We start from the raw sequence: 21245 nt of genomic DNA, 5'->3' as shown, positions 1-21245 counted from the left end.
GTTATTTCTTGACCGGTTCGGCAGCGGGCGTGCCGCCGCGTTCCTGCCATGCCTTGCGCGCGGCGCGCGAGCGCGTGAATACGGCTTCGAGCGCCGCTCCGTCACCGGCGTCGATCGCCGCGCGCAGGCGCGTGAGCACGCGCGTGTAGCCGTCGAGTTCGTCGAGCAGCGCCGCACGGTTGGCGACGCACACGTCGCGCCACATTTCCGGGTTCGACGCCGCGATGCGCGTGAAATCGCGGAAACCGCCGGCCGCGTACGAGAATTTCAGTTCCGCGTCGGCCTCGCCGAGAATCTGCTCGACGAGCGCGAACGACAGCACGTGCGGCAGATGGCTGATCGACGCGAATACGCGATCGTGCTGTTCGGTGCTCATCGTGCGCACGTCGGCGCCGGTCGCGCGCCACATCGCGTCGATCCGGGCGACCGCGTCGGGCGCGTTCTCCGGCAGCGGGCACAGCACGACGTTGCGGCCGACGTAGAGGTCCGGCAACGCCGCCTCGACGCCGCTCGACTCGCGCCCCGCGATCGGATGACCCGGCACGAACTGCGCGATCCGCACGCCCAGCGCGTCGCGCGCGGCCGCGACGACATCTGACTTGGTGCTGCCCGCATCGGTGACGATCGTCGCGCCGTCGAGCCACGGCGCGATGCGCGCGAGCAACGGACCCGTCTGCGCGACGGGCGCGGCCAGCAAGACGAGATCGGCGCTGGCGAGCGCGTCGCGCAACTGCGCGTCGTCGTCGAGCGCCGCCGCGCGATCGATCACGCCGAGCGACAGCGCGCGCTCGACCGACGCGCGCGAACGGCCCACGCCGACGATCTCGCCCGCGCCGCCCGGCGCGCGCTCGCACAGCGCGCGGGCCAGCGATCCGCCGATCAGGCCGACGCCGAAGATGACCAGTTTGTTGAATGCAAAGCCTGACACGACAAGAGCCAAGTTACGCGCGCGAAACGACGCCCCGCACGCGGAATTCCAGATTCCGGGCAACGGGCGCGCACCCGGCGCAACCTGCACCGGATACCGCCCGAACCCGCCTTCGGCAGCGCCGACCGGCCTGCCCTGCCCGCCCGGCCACGACGCCTGTCCCAAGCAGGCGACGGGCCGCCGCGTATCAGCGTGCGCGCGGATACGAACCGAGTACCTTCAGGAACGCGGCCTTCTGGCCGAGTTCCGCCAGCGCGGCCGCCACCGCCGCATCGTCGCGGTGCCCTTCGATGTCGATGTAGAAGTAGTACTCCCACGTGCCGACGCGCGCCGGACGCGACTCGAAGCGGGTCATCGACACGCCGTGCCGCGCGAGCGGCTCGAGCAGCTTGAACACGGCGCCCGGCTCGTTCTTCACCGACACGATCAGCGACGTCTGGTCGTGACCGCTCTGGCCGGCCGGCTGCTTGCCGACGATCACGAAGCGCGTGCGGTTGTGCGGATCGTCCTGGATCAGCGAGAACGCGATCTGCAGGCCGTAATGCGCGGCTGCGCGGTCGCCCGCGATCGCGGCGACGGTCGGATCGGCCGCTGCGAGGCGCGCGGCCTCCGCGTTGCTCGCCACGGCCTGCCGCTCGAGCTGCGGCGCATTCGCCGCGAGCCACTGCTGGCATTGCGCAAGCGCCTGCGCATGCGCGCAGACACGCTTCACGCCGTCGAGCGTGCCGCTCTGCGTGAGCAGGTTGTGATGAATCGGCAGCGCGAGCTCGCCGCTGATCAGCAGCTGGGTCTGCAGCAGCAGGTCGAGCGTGCGCGATACGGCGCCTTCGGTCGAATTCTCGACCGGCGCGATGCCGAATGCCGACGCACCGGCCTCGACCGAGCGGAACACCTCGTCGATCGACGGGCAGGGCAGCCCTTCGATCGACTGGCCGAAATACTCGAACATCGCCTGTTCGCTATACGTGCCGACCGGCCCGAGGAACGCGACGTGGATCGTCTGCTCGAGCGCACGGCTCGCGGCCATGATCTCGCGCCAGATGGCGCTGATGTGCTCGCTCGCGAGCGGCCCGGCGCTCATGTCCTGCAGCCGCGCGATCACCTGCAGCTCGCGCTCCGGCCGGAACACCGGCGCGTTGAAATGCTTCTTGACCTCGCCCACTTCGAGCGCCACCGCGGCGCGCTGGTTCAGGAGCGCGATCAGCTGCGCGTCGATCGCGTCGATGCGGTCGCGCAGCGGTTTCAGGCGGGAATTCAGTTCGTCGTCCATGCGTTTTGCCGTGCTGTTTGAACAGCGCCGCCGTCAGGCGCCGCGCTGCTCGAAGTCCTTCATGTACTCGACGAGCGCCTTCACGCCCTCGAGCGGCACCGCGTTGTAGATCGACGCCCGCATGCCGCCGACGGACTTGTGGCCCTTCAGCTGCAGCAGCCCGCGCGCCTTTGCGCCGGCAAGGAAGTCTTCGTTGCGCGTTTCGTCGGCCAGGAAAAACGGCACGTTCATCCGCGAACGTGCTGCCGGCTCGACCTTGTTCAGATAGAAGCTGCTCGCGTCGATCGTGTCGTAGAGCAGCTTCGATTTTTCGATGTTGCGGGCCTCGATCGCTTCGAGGCCGCCCTGCCGCTTCAGCCACTGGAACACGAGGCCCGCGATGTAGATCGCGTAGGTGGGCGGCGTGTTGTACAGCGAGTTGTTCGCGGCGATGGTCTTCCATTCGAATGCGGACGGGCAGATCGACAGCGCGCGATCGAGCAGATCCTCGCGCACGATCACGACCGTCACGCCGGCCATCCCGATGTTCTTCTGCGCGCCGCCGAACAACACGCCGTACTTCGCGACGTCCATCGGGCGCGACAGGATGTGCGACGAGACATCGGCGACCAGCGGCACGTCGCCGAGATCCGGGATCTCGAACGTCTCGACGCCGTCGATCGTCTCGTTGGTGCACAGGTGCACGTAGGCCGGATCGTCCGACAGCTGCCATTCGGCGCGCGCGGGCGCACGCGTGAAGCCGGCCTCCGTCTTGCCGCTCGCGGCGAGATGCGGCGTGCAGAACTTCTTCGCCTCGCCGAACGATTTCTGCGACCACGAACCCGTCACGACGAAGTCGGCCGTCTTGCGCGCACCGAGCAGGTTCATCGGCACGATCGCGTTTTCCGCGATGCCGCCGCCCTGCAGGAACAGGATCCGGTGGCTCGCCGGCACGCCGAGCAGGTCGCGCAGATCGGTCAGCGCGGCCTCGTGGATCGACATGAATTCCTTGCCGCGATGGCTCATCTCCATCACGCTCATGCCGCTGCCATGCCAGTCGAGCATTTCGTCGGCGGCCTGCCGCAGCACTTCCTCGGGCATCGCCGCAGGGCCGGCGGAGAAATTAAAGACGCGCATCGTGAAAACCTCGGGAGGGACGCGACCGGCTTGCCGCCGGCAAAACGCGCCAGAAAAGAAATGGCCGCTTGCGCTCGCGCGCAAACGGCCATTATCGCACTGTCGTCAGGCTCCCGCCAAACCCGGCCGAACGGCCGGGGGCGCGCCCGGACAGCTTACTTGCCCGGCTTGACTGCTGCGACTTCCTTGTCAGCCTGCGTACGCGTTGCCTGGATCGCTTGCGGCATGTACTTCTGCATCAGGCCGTTGACCACGTCGCGACCGACCTGATCCTGAACCTGGATGAACTTGCGGCCCGTCGGGCTCTTGTAGAACGTCGTCAGATCCTTGATCTCCGACGTGCTGTAGTACTTCGCGTATGCGTCGTACTGAGCCGACATCGCGTCGCTCTGGAACTGTTGCGTACCGAACACCTTGCCTGCGCCGTCGACCAGCTTCGGCACCGCGTTCTTCTGCAGCGTCGGAACGGCAGCCTGCTTCTGCTTGTCGTTCAGCGTCTTGTTTTCCGACAGCGCGTCCGACAGGATGGCCGGCACGAGCTGCTTGGCCTGCATTTCGGCGCTGTTGCCGATTGCCGACACGAGCTTCGGCGCGTCGATCGCGTCGAGCAGATCCTTGATCGCTGCCTTCTTGTCGGCGTCGATCGGCGCAGCTGCCGCCGGAGCTGCCGGTGCGGAATTCGACAGCGCTTGCGCCATCGCGAACGTCGGCACCAGTGCAGCCAGCAGAACCAGTTGCTTGAATTGCTTTTGCATCATCACTCCCTTTTGGAAATATGAATGGTTGCTCGCCGGCCGCGGCGCTTTTCGCCCGCGGCGGCCAGAGTCTCATCCGTTCTTCAGGCTTCGCCGTCCGACGCCTCGTCGGCCTCGCCCTCTCCCTCTTCGGCCTCCGCGATCTGCTGCAGGCCAGAGAGCTTGGTGCCCTCATCGAGACTGATGAGTGTAACACCTTGCGTGGCACGCCCCATCTCGCGAACCTCGGATACGCGGGTGCGAATCAACACGCCGGCCGTCGTGATCAGCATGATCTGATCCTCGGCGTCGACGAGCGTGGCAGCCACGACCTTGCCGTTGCGCTCGGACGTCTGGATCGCGATCATACCCTTCGTACCACGGCCATGGCGCGTGTACTCGGTGATCGGCGTGCGCTTGCCGTAGCCGTTTTCGGTTGCGGTGAGCACGGTCTGCTCCTCGCTGCCGGCAACCAGCATCGCGATGACCTGCTGCCCGTCCTCGAGCTGCATGCCGCGCACGCCGCGCGCCTCGCGCCCCATCGGACGCACGTCGTTCTCGTCGAAACGCACGGCCTTGCCGGCGTCGGAGAACAGCATCACGTCGTGCGCGCCGTCGGTGATCGACGCACCGATCAGGTAGTCGCCCTCGTCGAGGCCGACCGCGATGATGCCCTTCTTCATCGGGCGGCTGAACGCTTCGAGCGGCGTCTTCTTCACGGTGCCGAGCGACGTCGCCATGAAAATGAACTTGTCGGCCGAGAATTCCTTGACCGGCAGCACGACGTTGATCTTCTCGCCTTCCTGCAGCGGGAACATGTTGACGATCGGGCGGCCGCGCGAGTTGCGCGAGCCCTGCGGCACTTCATAGACCTTGACCCAGTACACGCGGCCGCGGTTCGAGAAGCACAGGATGTAGTCGTGCGTGTTCGCGATGAAGAGCGTCTCGATCCAGTCGTCTTCCTTCATCTGCGTCGCCTGCTTGCCGCGACCGCCGCGCTTCTGCGCACGGTACTCGGACAGCGGCTGCGACTTCACGTAGCCCGCATGCGACATCGTGACGACCATGTCCTGCGGCGTGATCAGATCCTCGGTGTTCAGCTCGGTCGCGTTCAGCTCGATCTTCGAGCGGCGCGCATCACCGAATTCGGCCTTCACCGAGGTCAGCTCGTCGCCGATCATCGTCGTGATCCGCTCGGGGCGCGCGAGGATGTCCAGCAGGTCGGCGATCTGTGCCATCACGTCGCGGTACTCGCCGATGATCTTGTCCTGCTCGAGGCCGGTCAGGCGCTGCAGGCGCATCTGCAGGATTTCCTGCGCCTGCGTGTCGGACAGGCGGTACAGCCCGTCGGTCTGCATCCCGAATGCCGGGTTCAGGCCTTCCGGACGGTACGCGGAACGACCGCCGGCCGCCGCGTTCTCGCTCTCGGCGCGCGTCAGCATCTCGCGCACGAGCGACGAATCCCACGGCTTCGCCATCAGTTCCTGCTTCGCGATCGGCGGCGTCGGCGCGGCCTTGATGATCGCGATGAACTCGTCGATGTTCGCGAGCGCGACCGCGAGACCTTCGAGCACGTGGCCACGTTCGCGGGCCTTGCGCAGTTCGTAGATCGTGCGGCGCGTCAGCACTTCGCGTCGGTGCGACAGGAAGCACTGCAGGATTTCCTTCAGGTTCAGCAGCTTCGGCTGGCCGTCGACGAGCGCGACCATGTTCATGCCGAACGTGTCCTGCAGCTGCGTCGCCTTGTACAGGTTGTTCAGCACCACTTCCGGCACTTCGCCGCGCTTGAGCTCGATCACGACGCGCATGCCGCTCTTGTCGGACTCGTCGCGGATGTCGGAAATGCCTTCGAGCTTCTTCTCGTTGACGAGCTCGGCGATCCGCTCGAGCAGCGAGCGCTTGTTCACCTGATACGGCAGCTCGTCGACGATGATCGCCATCCGCTGGCCGCGGTCGATCTCCTCGAAGTGCGTGGCCGCCCGCATCACGACACGGCCGCGCCCGGTGCGGTAGCCGTCGCGCACGCCGGCGACGCCGTAGATGATGCCGGCCGTCGGGAAGTCCGGCGCCGGGATGATCTCGATCAGCTCGTCGATCGTCGCTTCCGGGTTGCCGAGCAGGTGCTGGCACGCGTCGACGACTTCGTTCAGGTTGTGCGGCGGGATGTTGGTCGCCATGCCGACCGCGATGCCCGACGAGCCGTTGATCAGCAGGTTCGGAATGCGCGACGGCAAAACCGACGGCTGCATTTCGTTGCCGTCGTAGTTCGGCTCGAAATCGACCGTTTCCTTGTCGATGTCGGCAAGCAGTTCGTGACCGATCTTCGCCATGCGAATTTCGGTGTAACGCATCGCCGCGGCATTGTCGCCGTCGATCGAGCCGAAGTTGCCCTGCCCGTCGATCAGCATGTAGCGCAGCGAGAAGTCCTGCGCCATCCGCACGATCGTGTCGTAGACCGCGGTATCGCCGTGAGGGTGGTATTTACCGATCACGTCACCGACGATACGCGCCGACTTCTTGTACGCGCGGTTCCAGTCGTTGTTCAGTTCGTGCATCGCGAACAACACGCGCCGGTGCACGGGCTTCAGGCCATCGCGGACATCCGGGAGGGCACGTCCGACGATCACGCTCATCGCGTAATCGAGATACGAACGGCGCATTTCCTCCTCTAGGGAGGTGGGCAGGGTCTCTTTGGCGAATTGATCCATGTATCCGTATCGTTTCGGAGCGAAGACGGCGAACGCCTTTCGCGTGGGCGCTGCATGCGCAACGCAACGCGAGATTCTAACATGCGCCCATCAGCCGCCAATCCGCCTCCCCCTCTATATGTAAACAGCAAAAATCGCGGTCGCCGCGAATCGGCCGAAATCGCGTGCGACTCGACGTCGCAGGCGGCCGCCCCCCCCCCGCGTTTCATGCGCACGAGTAAACAACTGCATGCATTCACGCAATTTCGCCGCCCTGCTCTTGACAATCTCTAAAAGTTACGGCAGGCCGGTGTTGCGCATGCACCACAAAGTTGAAGCGATCTTGGGGTGGGGAGGATTTTTTTTCGTAGGAAGGGAACGATATGGCAAAATGCCAACGCACTGAAAGTTAGACGCTGCTCGAAGTCTACACAGAGCGGTGCCGCGTTTTTTGTGCCGCACCAATGTTATACTTCGAGCAATGTATGACTTGTCACCGTCAACAGGCTCGCAGTAAACCTGCGGTAATCTCAATTTCGAGAGGAGAAATATGAATAAACTTTCAAAGCTCGCGTTCATTGCAGCTACCGCAGTTATGGCTGCATCCGCTTCGGCACAGTCGGTGCCGGCGTCGCGTCAAGCCGTCAATGACAACTGGGTGAACGGCACGGGCGAATGGGTGTGGATGAACGGCACGAACGAGCTCTGCTGGCGCGATGCGTTCTGGACGCCGGCCACCGCCAACGCGAAGTGCGATGGCGCACTGGTCGCCCAGGCACCGCAGCCGCCGGTCGCTCCGGTCGCTCCGGCCATCACGAGCCAGAAGATCACGTATCAAGCTGACGCACTGTTCGACTTCGACAAGGCAACGCTCAAGCCGCTGGGCAAGCAAAAGCTGGACGAACTGGCTTCGAAGATCGAAGGCATGAACACGGAAGTGGTCGTCGCAACGGGCTACACGGACCGCATCGGTTCGGACAAGTACAACGACCGTCTGTCGCTGCGCCGTGCGCAAGCCGTGAAGTCGTACCTGGTCAGCAAGGGTGTGCCGGCCAACAAGATCTACACGGAAGGCAAGGGCAAGCGCAACCCGGTTACGACTGGCTGCAACCAGAAGAACCGCAAGCAACTCATCGCCTGCCTCGCACCGGACCGCCGCGTGGAAGTCGAAGTGGTTGGTACGCAGCAAGTGCAGAAGACGACCGTTCCGGCAAACTAAGCCGCGGTTTTCGACTGCTTCAAAGCCCCGCTCCGGCGGGGCTTTTTCATTGACGCCCGTCCAGGCGCTCGCTGGCCTCGTCGTCCGCCCGCTTATATACTCGGGGCTGACGCACCGAAGCACCGCCCTCCTCTCGTAGCCCGTTTGCCGACATGACCAACGCCGATCCGCACGAACTCCAGAAATTCAGCGACCTCGCCCACCGATGGTGGGATCCGAATGCCGAATTCAAACCGCTGCACGACCTGAACCCGGTCCGGCTCGGCTGGATCGACGCGCATGCGCACCTGGCCGGCAAGCGCGCACTCGACATCGGCTGCGGCGGCGGCATCCTGTCCGAATCGATGGCCGGGCTCGGCGCCCAGGTCAAAGGCATCGACCTGTCGACCGAAGCGCTCGGCGTGGCCGACCTGCACAGCCTCGAAAGCGGCATTTCGGTCGAGTACGAGGCGATCGCGGCCGAAGCGATCGCCGCGCGCGAACCGGGCACCTACGACGTCGTCACGTGCATGGAAATGCTCGAGCACGTACCGTCGCCCGGCGACATCGTAGCCGCGTGCGCGACGCTCGTGAAACCGGGCGGCTGGGTGTTCTTCTCGACGCTGAATCGCAACCTGAAGTCCTACCTGTTCGCCGTGATCGGCGCGGAATACATCGCGCAAATGCTGCCGAAGGGCACGCACGATTACGCGCGGTTCATCCGCCCGTCGGAACTGGCCGGCTTCGTGCGCGCGACGGATCTGCACATCGTCGAGATCAAGGGCATCACGTACCACCCGATCGGCAAGCGCTTCGCGCTGTCGAACGACACCGATATCAACTACCTGGTTGCGTGCCGTCGCGGCGCGTGACCCTCCAACCGGCATGACGACTCCCCTTTCGACCGCGCGGATCGCAGACGAACCGCGCCTGTTGCACTGCGATGCGGTTCTGTTCGATCTGGATGGCACGCTCGCCGACACGGCGCCCGACCTCGCGGCAGCCGTCAACAAGATGCAGCGCGAGCGCGGCCTGCCCGAAACGTCGCTCGACGTGTTGCGGCCGCTGGCCTCGGCCGGCGCACGCGGCCTGCTCGGCGGCGCGTTCGGCATCGATCCTCATACGCCCGGCTACGAAGCGATGCGCGACGAGTTCCTGGCCAACTACGCGACCGATCTGTGCGTGCATACGACGCTGTTCCCCGGCATCGGCGACGTGCTCGACGAACTCGATGCGCGCGGCGTGCGCTGGGGCATCGTCACGAACAAGGCGATGCGGCTCACCGCACCGCTCGTCGATCTGCTCGGCCTCGCGCCGCGCGCCGCCTGCGTCGTCGGGGGCGACACAACACCGCACTCGAAACCGCATCCGGCCCCGCTGCTGCATGCCGCCGAGCAACTGACACTCGCGCCCGAGCGTATCGTCTACGTGGGTGACGACCTGCGCGACATCCAGGCCGGCAGCGCCGCCGGCATGGCTACGGTCGCGGCCGCATACGGCTATTGCGGCGACGGTATCGCGCCGGCCAACTGGCAGGCCCAGCACCTCGTCGGCACGACGCAGGAACTGCGGCACCTGCTGCGCGATGTTGGGCTATAATGGTCGATCTTATCCGCGGGGGCGACCTGGTTTCGACAGGGGTTGTGAAGCGGCTAGGGCATGTCGAGGACCCGTCACCTCGTTAATCAATGGGAAAATCGTAACTGCAAACGACGATACGTTCGCACTGGCAGCCTAAGGGCCGCCGTCCTCTGCCTAGTTCACTGACGGGCTAGTGTCGCAAGACCGGTAGCAATACCGCCAGAGGTCATTTACGTCAGTTAAGCCCTGTCGGCGTCGCGACGCCAGGGTCGAAAATCCAGCGAATCGCCGTAGTGCAGCGTGTTCGTCCGCGTCGCTGCGGTTAAATCAAAAGACTGGACTAAACATGTAGAACTAGTCGTGGAGCGCTTCTGGACGCGGGTTCGATTCCCGCCGCCTCCACCAAATACCCGCCAAACGTTCACCACGTTTCGCAAAGAAAACCCCGCCGAGCGTTGCTCCGCGGGGTTTTTTCTTGCCTGCAAAACGCACCCGCCCCACACCCTCCGAAAAAGCGCCCAGCCCCGACGGGCCGGGCGGAATGCCGCCGGTGTCGTGGCGGCAGGAGGTGACGGATGTTCTGCCGCGCCGGCGCCATCATCGGTTGCGCCGAATGGCGGCCGGCCCGGGGGGGGGGGCAGGCGTCGGGCACGACGCATCGCCGCACCCGCGTTCGCCCACCCCAGACAACGTGCGACTTAGCTGCCGCGATACAGCGACTTCATTTCTTCCGCGCTGGCCGGGCGCACGCCCATGGCGCGCGATCCGGACGCCGAAGCGCCCTGTGCCTGCGCACCGTAGCCGCTGGCGTCGGCGCCTTGCGCTTGCGCCAGCGCGCTGCGCTGCTGCTCCGCGATACGGGCCGTTGCGGCCTGGATCGCTTCCGGATAATGCGGATCTTCGCCGCGGGCGGTGTTGTAACCGGCCTGCTGGAGTTGAACCAGTTCGGCACGAACCTGCGCACGGGTGAGCGTCGAACCCGACTGGGCGAACGACACGACCGGGGCAACGAGAGCAGCGGCAACGACAACGGCTTGAACGAACGACTTCATGATGACCTACCTCCAGATTTGTCTGATTCGGCGGTGAACACCTTGATCAGCGCCGACAAACCGAAGTTTATGTAGGTGGATGCTTAAGAATAAGGCAGGTTTCAGGAAGACATCCTTCCTGATTTAAGGGTTAACCCTAGATTCCTGTCGGAACGGCAACGCGGGCGATTGGCCGCTTCGTCCGTCCCCGCGTTGCGAGAAGGCTCGCCGAAAAGCGCGAGCCCCGCGAGGCGACGGGCTTCGCGGGGCTCGAATAAAGCGGAATCGGGGCGGAACGTGCGCAGCCGTCTATCAGTCGATCGAGCCGCTGCGCAGAAGACCGCGCCCGTTCAGGCGCAAACGCGCCGCCTGCGCGTTACCGGGTATCCATCGGGCACTTCAGGTTGCAGCCGTTCGGGTCGCCCAGGTCACCCTTGCGGCGCAATGCCGACTTCTTGCCGCTCTGGTATTTCTCGGACGGCGCCGACGCCGCGAACGGCATCTGCGGATGTTCGTTCAGGCGGAACTGTTCGCTCAGGATCCCGCCGGGCACACCCGGGGAATTCTGCGCGAACGCAAGCGGCGAAGCGACGACCAGCAGCCCTGCGGTCAACGCTGCCGCGGCAAGGGGAACGGAAAATTTCATGGCGGGATGACGCCTGAACGGCGTGCTTGTTGGAACGTTGATCAAGCGGCAAGCGTAGCGCAAATCCCCCACTGCTGCAGCGCGGTCCGGTCGCGTTCTCGTTACGGAGAATTGCGGTCCGGCACGCTCGTGCCGTCGCTGCCGGCAAGCCCTGTCGCGATGGGTTCCAGCGCGCCGCACGCGGCCGGATCGTAGCCGTCGAGATGCGCGACGCGCTCGACGAACCGCGCGTCGCGCAGCAGCGCCAGCACATCGGCGAGCGGCCGCACATCGAGCCGCGCACGTTCGCACGCGAAGTAGTAATCCTCGTCGACGACCGGGATGAAGTCGAGCCCGAAGTGACGGGCGGCCGGCTCGACGCCGAAACCGAGATCGGCCATGCCGCTCGCGACGAACGCCGCGATCGCCGAATGCGTGAGTTCGGCCGACGCATAGCCGTCGATACGCTCCGGATCGATGCCGATCGCGCGCAATGCGAGATCCAGCAGCATGCGCGTGCCCGACCCCGGCTGGCGATTGACGAAGCGGATGTCGCTGCGCGCCAGATCCGCCAGCCCGCGCACTTGCTTCGGATTGCCGCGCGGCACGAACAGCCCCTGCTGGCGGCGCGTCAGGTGGATCAGCACGTGGCGTGTGTCGTCGAGCCAGGGCCGGTAGATTTGCGCGCACTGCGCGCGAAACGCGCCGCGCGGCAAATGGAAGCCTGCGAGGTCGCATTCGCCGCGCGCGAGCGCCTGCACGGCCTCGACGCTCTCGCGATATTTGATGTCGACGGCCGCCTGCGCATCGACGAGCGCGGAGACCAGCGTCGCGACCGCATAACCATGCGACGCATGAATGCGCACGGCGCCGTCGCGCTGCGCGAGCCGCCGGTTCAGCTCACTGGCCACCTCGGCCGCGAGCGTGCGCAGATTCCCATCGAGGCGGCTGCGTGCCAGACGCTGCGCATCGACGACGGCCTGCCCCAGCGCCGACAACGTCGAACCCTTGCCGCGCGCGGTTTCGATCAACTCCCCGCCGATGCACGATTCCAGCGCGCGGAGCATGCCCCACGCGTGCCGGTACGACAGCCCCTTGGCTTGCGCGGCCTGCGCGATGCTGCCCGTCCCGGCCACGAGCTCCAGCAGCGGAGCGACGTCGGACAGACTGGCCGAGCGGCCTTCCGTGTCGCGTACGGTCAGATACGCGTCGCATTCGATCCGAATCAATTATGCACTCCAACTTCCTATTGCGACCGCGAAATCTTCCGCTTATCGTTGGTCAAAATCAATCAGAACCAAGTCCCGCTGCGCCATATATGAATTGCGATCGCATATGAGACTTTGGAGGAGCATAACGATGTCCCCGAATTCCCTTGCGCCCGACGTGCTCGTCGAGCGCCATGCGCGTGCCGGCCGTTCGCTCGTCGCGATCCTGCACGCGATCCAGGACGATGCGGGCTACGTGCCGCCGGGCTGCGTCGCGCCGCTCGCCAAGGCGCTGAACCTGTCGCGCGCGGAAGTACACGGCGTCCTGACCTACTACCATCACTTCCGCACCGCGCCGCCCGCCCGCGTGACGATCCAGATGTGCCGCGCCGAAGCGTGCCGCAGCATGGGCGGCGAAACGCTCGCCGCCCATGCGGAAGCCCGCACCGGCTGCCGGTTCGATGCCGCGCACGGCGATGCCGTCGCGCCCCGTACGCCGGACGACATCGCGCTCGAATCGGTCTATTGCCTCGGACTGTGCGCACAATCGCCGTCGATGACGGTCAACGGCGAGCTCCACGCCAAGGTCACGCCGGAGAAGTTCGACGCGCTGCTGGCCGACGCGGTCGCCCACACGCCGGAGGCCGCATGACGACCCGCATCTACGTTCCGCGCGATTCGTCCGCGCTGGCGCTCGGCGCCGACGCGCTCGCCGCCGCGATCGTGGCCGAAGCCGAACGGCGCGGCGTCGCGGTCGAACTGATCCGCAACGGTTCGCGCGGGCTGCTGTGGCTCGAGCCGCTCGTCGAGGTCGGGACGGCCGCGGGCCGCGTCGGCTATGCGAACCTGTCGGCCGCCGACGTGCCGGCCCTGTTCGACGCCGGCTGGCTCGAAGGCGGCACTCATCCGAGCGGCGTCGGCCTCGTCGACGCGCTGCCCTACCTCGCCCGTCAGCAGCGGCTCACGTTCGCGCGGATCGGCCTGACCGATCCGCTGTCGATCGACGACTATCTGCAACACGGCGGCCTCGCCGGCCTGAAGAACGCACTGGCGCTCGACGGCGATGCCGCATGCGAGACGCTGATCGAATCGGGGCTGCGCGGCCGCGGCGGCGCGGCGTTCCCGGCCGGCATCAAGTGGCGTACCGTACGGCAAGCACGCGCCGCGCAGAAATACATCGTCTGCAACGCGGACGAAGGCGATTCGGGCACGTTCTCCGACCGCCTGCTGATGGAATGCGATCCGTACTGCCTGATCGAAGGGATGATCATCGCGGGCGTCGCCACCGGCGCGACGGTCGGCTACATCTACGTGCGCAGCGAATACCCGCACGCGATCGCGACGCTCGAAGCCGCGATCGTCCGCGCGCGTGAAGCCGGCTGGCTCGGCGAGCACGTGCTCGGCTCCGCGCATGCGTTCGAGCTGCACGTCGCGAAAGGCGCTGGCTCGTACGTATGCGGCGAGGAAACGGCGCTGCTCGAATCGCTCGAGGGCAAGCGCGGCGTCGTGCGCGCGAAGCCGCCGCTGCCCGCGCTCGCGGGCCTGTTCGGCCAGCCGACCGTGATCAACAACGTGATCACGCTCGCGACCGCGCCCGTGATCTTCGCGCGCGGCGCCGCGTTCTATCGCGACTACGGGATGGGCCGCTCGCGCGGCACGCTGCCGTTCCAGCTTGCCGGCAACATCCGTCACGGCGGCCTCGTCGAACTCGCATTCGGCGTCACGCTGCGCGAGCTACTGTTCGACTTCGGCGGCGGCACGGCCAGCGGCCGGCCGGCGCGCGCCGCGCAGGTCGGCGGCCCGCTCGGCACCTATCTGCCCGACCACCAGTGGGACGTGCCGCTCGACTACGAGGCATACACGGCGATCGGCGCGGTCGTCGGCCACGGCGGCATCGTACTGCACGACGACACGTCGAATCTCGCCGAGCTGGCCGAATACGCGATGAAGTTCTGCGCGATCGAATCGTGCGGCAAGTGCACGCCGTGCCGGATCGGTTCGACGCGCGGCGTCGAGACGATCGCGCGGATTCGCCACGGCGATACGTCGGAGCGGCAGGTCACGCTGTTGCGCGACCTGTGCGACACGATGCTCGCCGGCTCGCTGTGCGCGATGGGTGGCATGACCCCGTACCCGGTGCTGTCCGCGCTCGACCATTTCCCCGAAGATTTCGGGCTCGCTGCCGGCAAGGATGCCGCGTCGGGTCCGGTCAAGGCTGCGGCCTGACCCAGAAGGAGCCCTGCATGTCCCTCGACACGAACAACGTCCGCCAAGGCGGCTGCGGCTCGGGCCAATGCGCGTGCAAGAGCGCCGCACAGGCGCGCGCATTCGATCCGTTCGACGACACCGACTACGGCACGCCGCAACGGCATGCCGACACCGACGTCACGCTCGAAATCGACGGCCAGCCGGTCACGGTGCCGGCCGGCACGTCGGTGATGCGCGCGGCGATCGAAGCCGGCGTCAACGTCCCGAAGCTCTGCGCGACCGATTCGCTCGAACCGTTCGGCTCGTGCCGGCTATGCCTCGTCGAGATCGAGGGCCGGCGCGGTTATCCGGCGTCGTGCACAACGCCCGCCGAAGCCGGCATGAAGGTGCGCACGCAGTCGGACCGGCTGCAGTCGCTGCGCCGCAACGTGATGGAGCTGTACATCTCCGACCACCCGCTCGACTGCCTCACCTGCCCGGCCAACGGCGACTGCGAGCTGCAGGACATGGCCGGCGTGGTCGGCCTGCGCGAAGTGCGCTACGGCTTCGACGGCGCGAATCACCTGAAGGACACGAAGGACGAATCGAACCCGTACTTCACGTACGACCCGTCGAAGTGCATCGTCTGCAACCGCTGCGTGCGCGCGTGCGAGGAAACACAGGGCACGTTCGCGCTGACGATCGCCGCGCGCGGCTTCGAATCGCGCGTCGCCGCCGGCGAAAGCGAATCGTTCATGGCGTCGGAATGCGTGTCGTGCGGCGCGTGCGTCGCCGCCTGCCCGACGGCCACGCTGCAGGAAAAATCCGTCGTGCAGCTCGGGCAGGCCGAGCACTCGGTCGTCACGACCTGCGCGTACTGCGGCGTCGGCTGCTCGTTCAAGGCCGAGATGAAGGGCACGCAGGTCGTGCGCATGACGCCGCACAAGAACGGGCTCGCGAACGAAGGCCACGCGTGCGTGAAGGGACGCTTCGCGTGGGGCTACGCGACGCACAAGGACCGCATCACGAAGCCGATGATCCGCGAGAAGATCACCGACCCGTGGCGCGAAGTCAGTTGGGAAGAGGCGCTCACCTACGCGGCGACGCAGTTCCGCAAGCTGCAGCAGAAGTACGGCCGCGATTCGATCGGCGGCATCACGTCGTCGCGCTGCACGAACGAGGAAACCTATCTCGTGCAGAAGCTCGTGCGCGCCGCGTTCGGCAACAACAACGTCGATACCTGCGCACGCGTGTGCCACTCGCCGACCGGCTATGGCCTCAAGACGACGCTCGGCGAATCGGCCGGCACGCAGACGTTCGCCTCGGTCGGCCAGGCCGACGTGATCGTCGTGATGGGCGCGAACCCGACCGACGGCCATCCGGTGTTCGGCTCGCGGCTGAAGCGGCGCGTGCGCGAAGGCGCGAAGCTGATCGTGATCGACCCGCGCCGCATCGACGTCGTCGACGGCCCGCACGTGAAGGCCACGCACCACCTGCAGTTGCGCCCGGGCACCAACGTCGCGATCGTCAATGCGCTGGCGCACGTGATCGTCACCGAAGGGCTGGTGGCCGATGCATTCGTCGCCGAGCGCTGCGACACGCGTGCGTTCGAGCAATGGCGCGACTTCGTCGCGCAGGCCGACAATTCGCCCGAGGCCACCGCCGACGTGACGGGCGTGCCGGCCGAACTGGTGCGCGAGGCCGCGCGCCTCTACGCGACGGGCGGCAACGCCGCGATCTATTACGGCCTGGGCGTGACCGAACACGCACAGGGCTCGACCACGGTGATGGGCATCGCGAACCTCGCGATGGCGACCGGCAACGTCGGCCGCGAAGGCGTCGGCGTCAATCCGCTGCGCGGCCAGAACAACGTGCAGGGTTCGTGCGACATGGGCTCGTTCCCGCACGAACTGCCCGGCTACCGGCACATCAGCGACACGGTCGTGCGCACGCAGTTCGAAGAAGCCTGGTCGGCCACGCTCCAGCCGGAGCCCGGCCTGCGCATCCCGAACATGTTCGACGCGGCGCTCGACGGCAGCTTCAAGGGGCTCTACTGCCAGGGCGAGGACATCGTCCAGTCGGACCCGAATACGCAGCACGTCGCGGCCGCGCTGTCGGCGATGGAATGCATCGTCGTGCAGGACATCTTCCTGAACGAAACCGCGAAATACGCGCACGTGCTGCTGCCGGGCTCGACGTTCCTCGAGAAGGACGGCACGTTCACGAACGCGGAGCGCCGCATCTCGCGCGTGCGCAAGGTGATGCCGCCGCTCGCGGGCTACGCGGACTGGGAAGTGACGCTGCTGCTGTCGCAGGCGCTCGGCTACGACATGCACTACACGCATCCGTCGGAAATCATGGACGAGATCGCGCGGCTCACGCCGACCTTCTCGGGCGTGTCGTACGCGAAGCTCGACGCGCTCGGCAGCATCCAGTGGCCGTGCAACGAACACGCGCCGGAAGGCACGCCGACCATGCACATCGACACGTTCGTGCGCGGCAAGGGCCGGTTCGTGATCACCAAGTTCATTCCGACGCCTGAGAAAGTCACGCAGCGCTATCCGCTGATCCTGACGACGGGCCGCATCCTGTCGCAATACAACGTCGGCGCGCAGACGCGCCGGACCGAGAATGTCCGGTGGCACGAAGAGGATCGCCTGGAGATCCATCCGCACGACGCGGAAGATCGCGGAATCCGGACGGGCGACTGGGTCGGCATCGAGTCGCGTGCCGGTCAGACGGTGTTGCGCGCGCTGGTGTCCGAGCGCATGCAGCCGGGCGTCGTCTACACGACGTTCCACTTCCCCGAATCGGGTGCGAACGTGATCACGACGGAAAGCTCCGACTGGGCGACGAACTGCCCGGAATACAAGGTGACGGCCGTTCAGGTGCTGCCGGTTGCGCAACCGTCCGACTGGCAACAAGCGTATGCGCGCTTCAACTCGGAGCAGCTCGACCTGCTCGAGCGCCGCGCCGCCGAGCCGGCCGCCGTGACGACGGGCAAGTGAGACTGCGATGAACAGCGAACACCTGATCGACATGGCCAACCAGATCGGCGCATTCTTCGAATCGATGCCCGACCGCGACGAAGCGCTGACCGGGATCGCCGAGCATATCCGGCGTTTCTGGGAGCCGCGGATGCGCCGTGCGTTGCTGGTCGCGCTCGACGATCCGTCGCGCGAAGCCGGGCAACGCGCGACGCCGATCGTGCGCGATGCGATCGCCGCGCATCGCGCGTCGCTCGTCCCCGCCGCGGCGCCCGCCTGACCGCGCGGCTACGCGGATACCGACATGCCCGCGAACCAGCTTTCGCAGTGGCGCAGCAGCGCGTTCGCGTCGGTCGCCGTGCGCCCGCGCGCGGCAACGTAGCCGTCGGGCCGCAGCAGATAGAACGACGGGCGCGAGCGGCCGTATTCCTGCGCGAGCCCGGCCGTACCATCGCCTTCGGCATCGGCGACACGCCACACGCGCACCGCTTCCGGCATGATCCGCTCGAGCCCCTGCACGAGCGCCTGCGCATCGGCCGGGATCGGCGGCACCTCGCCGGCGTCGGCATTCATCGGCTCTTCCAGCAGCAACAGCGTGAAGCAGGCCGGATCGTGAAGATCGTATAGCCGCGCCGTACCGGGCGCGCGACCGAGCGGCCCGTCGAGCACGTGTACGAGTGCGTCGGGCGCCCGCTCGCCCGCGCGCGGGCCGCCGTCGAGCACGCGCTCGAGCGTGAGCGGACTCTTCCGGTATTGCACGCCGAGCTCGCTGACCGTGCGCCTGACCGCGTCGCGCATCGGCCCGAACGACGCCAGCAGCGGCACGACGTGATCACGCAGCAGCTTCATCGCGCCGCGCTCGGCTTCGACGATCTGCGTGACGAAACCGGTCTGCCGCAATACGTCCCGCTCGATCGGGTGGCGCTCCGCGTGATACGTGTCGAGCAATCGCTCGGGCGCGCCTGCGCCGAGGACGCGGGCGAGCTTCCAGCCCAGGTTGAACGCCTCCTGGATGCCGGTGTTCATGCCCTGCGCACCGGCCGGGCTGTGGACGTGCGCCGCGTCGCCCGCGAAGAACACGCGGCCGTGACGCAGCCGGTCGACCATCCGGCTGTGCAGGTGGAAATAGGACGACCACGCGAGATCGCTCGGCGAGATCGATGCGCCGACGCGTGCACGGATGATCGCGTCGCATTCCTCGAGCGACGGCGCCGGCGCGTCGGGCGACGCGTCGCCGCGGGGCGGCCGGTCCGCGACGAGCCGGTAGCGGCCGCCTCCCATCGGAAACAGGCCCGCGATGCCCGCGGGTGTCGTAAACAGGTGGATCTCTTCGTCCGGCCAGTCGGGTATCGCCGCGAAATCGGCCAGCAGGAAAGTCTGTTCGAACGCATGCCCGGCAAAGCCCAGGCCGAGCAGATGCCTCACCGTGCTGTGCGCGCCGTCGGCGGCAATCAGGTACGACGGGGCGAACGATTCGTCGCGGCCGTCGGCGCGGCGCAGCGTCACGTCGAGCGACGTGCCGCCCGCATCGCAGGCGGTCAGCACCGTCCCGCGTTCGACGCTCACGCCCATGCCGGCCAGGTGCTCGGCGAGCAGCCGCTCGGTGATGCTCTGGTCGAGAAACATCAGATACGGATAGCGCGTTTGCAGCGGATCGAAATCGAGCCGTGCGATCACACGGCCGTCGGCATGCAGCTCGGCCGCATGCGCGCGATGACCGAGCGCGAGAAACGGCTCGACCGCGCGATGCTGCTCCAGCAGTTCGAGCGTGCGCGCCTGGATGCCGATCGCACGCGAAAACGGCGCGGGCGCGACGAGACGATCGATGATGCGCACCGGCACGCGGGCCCGTGCGAGGCTCATCGCCGCGGCGAGACCGGTGGGCCCCGCGCCGACGATCAGCACGGGCGGGATATCAGGCAGTGTGTCAGCCATGAGAACCTCGATGACACGCGACTCTGCAAGTCTACGCCGCTCCGCGTCACGGGGCCATATGCCAACCGGTCGATACGCGGCCCCGTCGCGCGGTGTGGGAAAATACGCGCTTTCCGCCAGTTTTCGCGTCATGGATTCCGCATTCGACCAGGCGTACGCCGCGCACCGTGCCGGCCGCCTCGCCGAGGCCGAGCACGGCTATCGCAACGCGCTCGCCTCCAACCCCGCCGATGCCGACGCGCTGCACCTGTTCGGCGTGCTGCGGCACCAGCAGGGCCAGCACGCCGAGGCGGCCGATCTCGTCGGCCGCGCCGTCGCGCTGCGTCCGGACGATGCCGCGCTGCAGCTCAATCTCGGCAACGCGCTGAAAGCGCTCGGCCGGCTCGACGAAGCGATCGACCGCTTTCGCAACGCGCTGACGCTCGCGCCCGAATTTCCGCTCGCGCACTACAACCTCGGCAACGCGTATGCGGCACTGCAGCGTCACGACGATGCGATCGACGCGTTCGGCCGTGCGCTGCGGCTCACGCCCGACGACGCGTCGATCCACAACAATCTCGGCAACGCGCTGAACGCGCTCGGCCGCCACGACGACGCGCTCGCCGCTTTCGGTCGCGCGCTCGAGCTCCGGCCCGGGCATGCGGGCGCGCACAACAACCTCGCGATGGCGCTGAGCGCGATGGGTCGCGCCGACGAGGCGATCGCGCACTTCCAGGCCGCGACCGCCGCGCAGCCGCGGTTCGTCGCCGCGCATTTCAATCTCGGCAACACACTCGACGCGGTCGGCCGGCATGCCGAGGCAGCCGCGGCATTCGAAGCCGCGCTCGCGCTGCACCCGCCGTTTCCGCTCGCGCTGTTCGGGCTCGCGAATGCGCTCTGCGCGCAGGCGCGCCACCGCGACGCGCTGCCCTACTACGAGCGCGCCGTCGGGCTCGATCCGTCGTTCGGGCTCGCATGGCTGAATCTCGGCAACGCGCATCACGCGCTCGGTGCGCACGAGATGGCGCTGCGCGCATTCGACCAGGCGCTGCGGGTCGCGCCCGATCTCACGCTCGCACGGCTGCACCGCGCGGTCACGCTGCTGACGCTGCGCGACTTCACGCGCGGCCTGCCCGCCTACGAAGCGCGCCACGAGACGCCCGGCGCGACGCCGCTCGGCGCGCTGCCGCGCTGGCACGGCGAGCCGATCGCGTCGCGCACGCTGCTGATCCGCGCGGAACAGGGGTTCGGCGACACGCTGCAGTTCGTCCGCTTCGTGCCGCTGGTCCGCGCACGCTGCGCGCGCGTGGTGCTCGAAGTCCAGCCGGAACTCGTCGCGCTGCTGACGCCGGCCGCGTCGCGCTGGCGCGTGACGCTCGTCCCGCAAGGCGCCGCGAAGCCGCCTGCCGCGGACGTCGCGTGCACGCTGATGAGCCTGCCGTTCCTGCTCGGGCTGCAGCCGGACGACATCGTCGGCTCGCGCTACCTCGACGCACCCGACGGCGCCCGGCGACGCTTTCGCGGTTCGCTCGGCGGGCAATCGAAGCGCAAGTTCGGCCTGGCATGGTCGGGGCGCCGGCAGGCGCAGGAAAACCGCTCGATGCCGTTCGACGCGCTCGCGCCGCTCCTCGCGCTGCCGGACATCGACTGGATCGTGCTGCAGCCCACGCTCGACGAAGACGAACGGGCGCGCGTCGACGCGCATCCGCGCGTGCATCGTCTCGACGGCCGGCTGAACGACTTTGCCGATACGGCCGCGCTGATCGAGCGCCTGGACGG

General features: G+C 67.1%; 17 protein-coding genes and 1 other RNA gene. 9 read left to right on the top strand and 9 right to left on the bottom strand.

Features of this window, described 5'->3' with window-relative positions:
- Window position 1 precedes the first annotated feature (1 nt).
- The 5 genes from H3O04_RS16360 to gyrA all read right to left on the bottom strand — a co-directional run bounded on the left by H3O04_RS16360 (window position 2) and on the right by gyrA (window position 6756).
- Window positions 2–928 carry a prephenate dehydrogenase/arogenate dehydrogenase family protein gene (locus tag H3O04_RS16360; RefSeq protein ID WP_202588068.1) on the bottom strand — a complete coding sequence of 309 codons (927 nt, stop codon included), beginning with the start codon at window positions 926–928 and terminating at the stop codon, window positions 2–4.
- 187 nt (window positions 929–1115) lie between these two features.
- A complete protein-coding gene (gene pheA / locus H3O04_RS16355; RefSeq protein ID WP_006476576.1) occupies window positions 1116–2198 on the bottom strand; it encodes a prephenate dehydratase in 1083 nt (360 codons plus the stop codon).
- A gap of 33 nt (window positions 2199–2231) precedes the next feature.
- Entirely contained in the window at window positions 2232–3314 is a 1083-nt protein-coding gene (gene serC, locus H3O04_RS16350) for a 3-phosphoserine/phosphohydroxythreonine transaminase (protein ID WP_006496544.1), read from the bottom strand.
- 155 nt (window positions 3315–3469) lie between these two features.
- Entirely contained in the window at window positions 3470–4069 is a 600-nt protein-coding gene (locus H3O04_RS16345; RefSeq protein WP_006486966.1) for a DUF2059 domain-containing protein, read from the bottom strand.
- Window positions 4070–4152: 83 nt separating this feature from the next.
- The gene (gene gyrA, locus H3O04_RS16340; protein ID WP_011694211.1) at window positions 4153–6756 is read right to left on the bottom strand and encodes a DNA gyrase subunit A; all 2604 of its coding nucleotides are present in this window, start codon (window positions 6754–6756) and stop codon (window positions 4153–4155) included.
- Between the two features lie 529 nt (window positions 6757–7285).
- On the opposite strand from gyrA, the gene ompA reads away from it, so the two are divergent.
- From ompA to ssrA, 4 genes are all read left to right on the top strand, one after another.
- On the top strand, window positions 7286–7954 hold the full coding sequence (gene ompA, locus H3O04_RS16335; protein WP_006476579.1) for an outer membrane protein OmpA: 669 nt from the start codon (window positions 7286–7288) through the stop codon (window positions 7952–7954).
- Window positions 7955–8106: 152 nt separating this feature from the next.
- Complete coding sequence (gene ubiG, locus H3O04_RS16330; RefSeq protein ID WP_023475819.1) at window positions 8107–8805, top strand: bifunctional 2-polyprenyl-6-hydroxyphenol methylase/3-demethylubiquinol 3-O-methyltransferase UbiG; 699 nt, start codon at window positions 8107–8109, stop codon at window positions 8803–8805.
- Between the two features lie 13 nt (window positions 8806–8818).
- The gene (gene gph, locus H3O04_RS16325; protein WP_023475818.1) at window positions 8819–9532 is read left to right on the top strand and encodes a phosphoglycolate phosphatase; all 714 of its coding nucleotides are present in this window, start codon (window positions 8819–8821) and stop codon (window positions 9530–9532) included.
- Window positions 9533–9549: 17 nt separating this feature from the next.
- Window positions 9550–9919: a transfer-messenger RNA gene (gene ssrA, locus H3O04_RS16320) on the top strand.
- 293 nt (window positions 9920–10212) lie between these two features.
- Here ssrA and H3O04_RS16315 read toward each other — a convergent pair.
- The 3 genes from H3O04_RS16315 to H3O04_RS16305 form a co-directional block, all read right to left on the bottom strand.
- Window positions 10213–10566 (bottom strand): DUF4148 domain-containing protein, encoded by a 354-nt coding sequence (locus H3O04_RS16315; RefSeq protein WP_023475817.1) that lies wholly within the window; start codon window positions 10564–10566, stop codon window positions 10213–10215.
- Between the two features lie 355 nt (window positions 10567–10921).
- Window positions 10922–11191 carry a hypothetical protein gene (locus H3O04_RS16310; protein ID WP_011544877.1) on the bottom strand — a complete coding sequence of 90 codons (270 nt, stop codon included), beginning with the start codon at window positions 11189–11191 and terminating at the stop codon, window positions 10922–10924.
- A 101-nt stretch (window positions 11192–11292) separates the two neighbouring features.
- Entirely contained in the window at window positions 11293–12399 is a 1107-nt protein-coding gene (locus H3O04_RS16305) for a substrate-binding domain-containing protein (RefSeq protein ID WP_202588067.1), read from the bottom strand.
- Window positions 12400–12529: 130 nt separating this feature from the next.
- On the opposite strand from H3O04_RS16305, the gene H3O04_RS16300 reads away from it, so the two are divergent.
- From H3O04_RS16300 to H3O04_RS16285, 4 genes are read left to right on the top strand one after another with little or no spacing between them, the layout of a single operon-like run.
- The gene (locus tag H3O04_RS16300; RefSeq protein ID WP_202588066.1) at window positions 12530–13030 is read left to right on the top strand and encodes an NAD(P)H-dependent oxidoreductase subunit E; all 501 of its coding nucleotides are present in this window, start codon (window positions 12530–12532) and stop codon (window positions 13028–13030) included.
- A complete protein-coding gene (locus tag H3O04_RS16295) occupies window positions 13027–14604 on the top strand; it encodes a formate dehydrogenase beta subunit (RefSeq protein WP_023475813.1) in 1578 nt (525 codons plus the stop codon). The genes H3O04_RS16300 and H3O04_RS16295 overlap by 4 nt, the downstream gene beginning before the upstream one ends.
- A 17-nt stretch (window positions 14605–14621) precedes the next feature.
- Window positions 14622–17573 (top strand): formate dehydrogenase subunit alpha, encoded by a 2952-nt coding sequence (gene fdhF / locus H3O04_RS16290; protein ID WP_124476240.1) that lies wholly within the window; start codon window positions 14622–14624, stop codon window positions 17571–17573.
- Window positions 17574–17580: 7 nt separating this feature from the next.
- A complete protein-coding gene (locus H3O04_RS16285) occupies window positions 17581–17832 on the top strand; it encodes a formate dehydrogenase subunit delta (protein WP_023475811.1) in 252 nt (83 codons plus the stop codon).
- A gap of 8 nt (window positions 17833–17840) precedes the next feature.
- On the opposite strand, the gene H3O04_RS16280 is transcribed toward H3O04_RS16285, so the two are convergent.
- Window positions 17841–19487: an FAD-dependent monooxygenase gene (locus H3O04_RS16280; RefSeq protein ID WP_124591688.1), complete on the bottom strand. Its 1647-nt coding sequence runs from the start codon at window positions 19485–19487 to the stop codon at window positions 17841–17843.
- Between the two features lie 130 nt (window positions 19488–19617).
- On the opposite strand from H3O04_RS16280, the gene H3O04_RS16275 reads away from it, so the two are divergent.
- Window positions 19618–21245, top strand: a 1628-nt coding sequence (locus H3O04_RS16275; RefSeq protein WP_442862829.1) for a tetratricopeptide repeat protein, incomplete at its 3' end; no start/stop codon positions are given.

The organism is Burkholderia sp. KCJ3K979 (genome assembly GCF_016759955.1).
Classification (GTDB): Bacteria; Pseudomonadota; Gammaproteobacteria; order Burkholderiales; family Burkholderiaceae; genus Burkholderia; species Burkholderia orbicola.
This window is presented reverse-complemented; position numbering and strand designations above follow the sequence as displayed.

What these genes read in the sequence shown, in the direction of transcription:
- pheA (WP_006476576.1), bottom strand. Translation starts at nt 2,198, where the DNA reads ATGGACGACGAACTGAATTCCCGCCTGAAACCGCTGCGCGACCGCATC.
- serC (WP_006496544.1), bottom strand. Translation starts at nt 3,314, where the DNA reads ATGCGCGTCTTTAATTTCTCCGCCGGCCCTGCGGCGATGCCCGAGGAA.
- H3O04_RS16345 (WP_006486966.1), bottom strand. Translation starts at nt 4,069, where the DNA reads ATGCAAAAGCAATTCAAGCAACTGGTTCTGCTGGCTGCACTGGTGCCG.
- gyrA (WP_011694211.1), bottom strand. Translation starts at nt 6,756, where the DNA reads ATGGATCAATTCGCCAAAGAGACCCTGCCCACCTCCCTAGAGGAGGAA.
- ompA (WP_006476579.1), top strand. Translation starts at nt 7,286, where the DNA reads ATGAATAAACTTTCAAAGCTCGCGTTCATTGCAGCTACCGCAGTTATG.
- ubiG (WP_023475819.1), top strand. Translation starts at nt 8,107, where the DNA reads ATGACCAACGCCGATCCGCACGAACTCCAGAAATTCAGCGACCTCGCC.
- gph (WP_023475818.1), top strand. Translation starts at nt 8,819, where the DNA reads ATGACGACTCCCCTTTCGACCGCGCGGATCGCAGACGAACCGCGCCTG.
- H3O04_RS16315 (WP_023475817.1), bottom strand. Translation starts at nt 10,566, where the DNA reads ATGAAGTCGTTCGTTCAAGCCGTTGTCGTTGCCGCTGCTCTCGTTGCC.
- H3O04_RS16310 (WP_011544877.1), bottom strand. Translation starts at nt 11,191, where the DNA reads ATGAAATTTTCCGTTCCCCTTGCCGCGGCAGCGTTGACCGCAGGGCTG.
- H3O04_RS16300 (WP_202588066.1), top strand. Translation starts at nt 12,530, where the DNA reads ATGTCCCCGAATTCCCTTGCGCCCGACGTGCTCGTCGAGCGCCATGCG.
- H3O04_RS16295 (WP_023475813.1), top strand. Translation starts at nt 13,027, where the DNA reads ATGACGACCCGCATCTACGTTCCGCGCGATTCGTCCGCGCTGGCGCTC.
- fdhF (WP_124476240.1), top strand. Translation starts at nt 14,622, where the DNA reads ATGTCCCTCGACACGAACAACGTCCGCCAAGGCGGCTGCGGCTCGGGC.
- H3O04_RS16285 (WP_023475811.1), top strand. Translation starts at nt 17,581, where the DNA reads ATGAACAGCGAACACCTGATCGACATGGCCAACCAGATCGGCGCATTC.
- H3O04_RS16280 (WP_124591688.1), bottom strand. Translation starts at nt 19,487, where the DNA reads ATGGCTGACACACTGCCTGATATCCCGCCCGTGCTGATCGTCGGCGCG.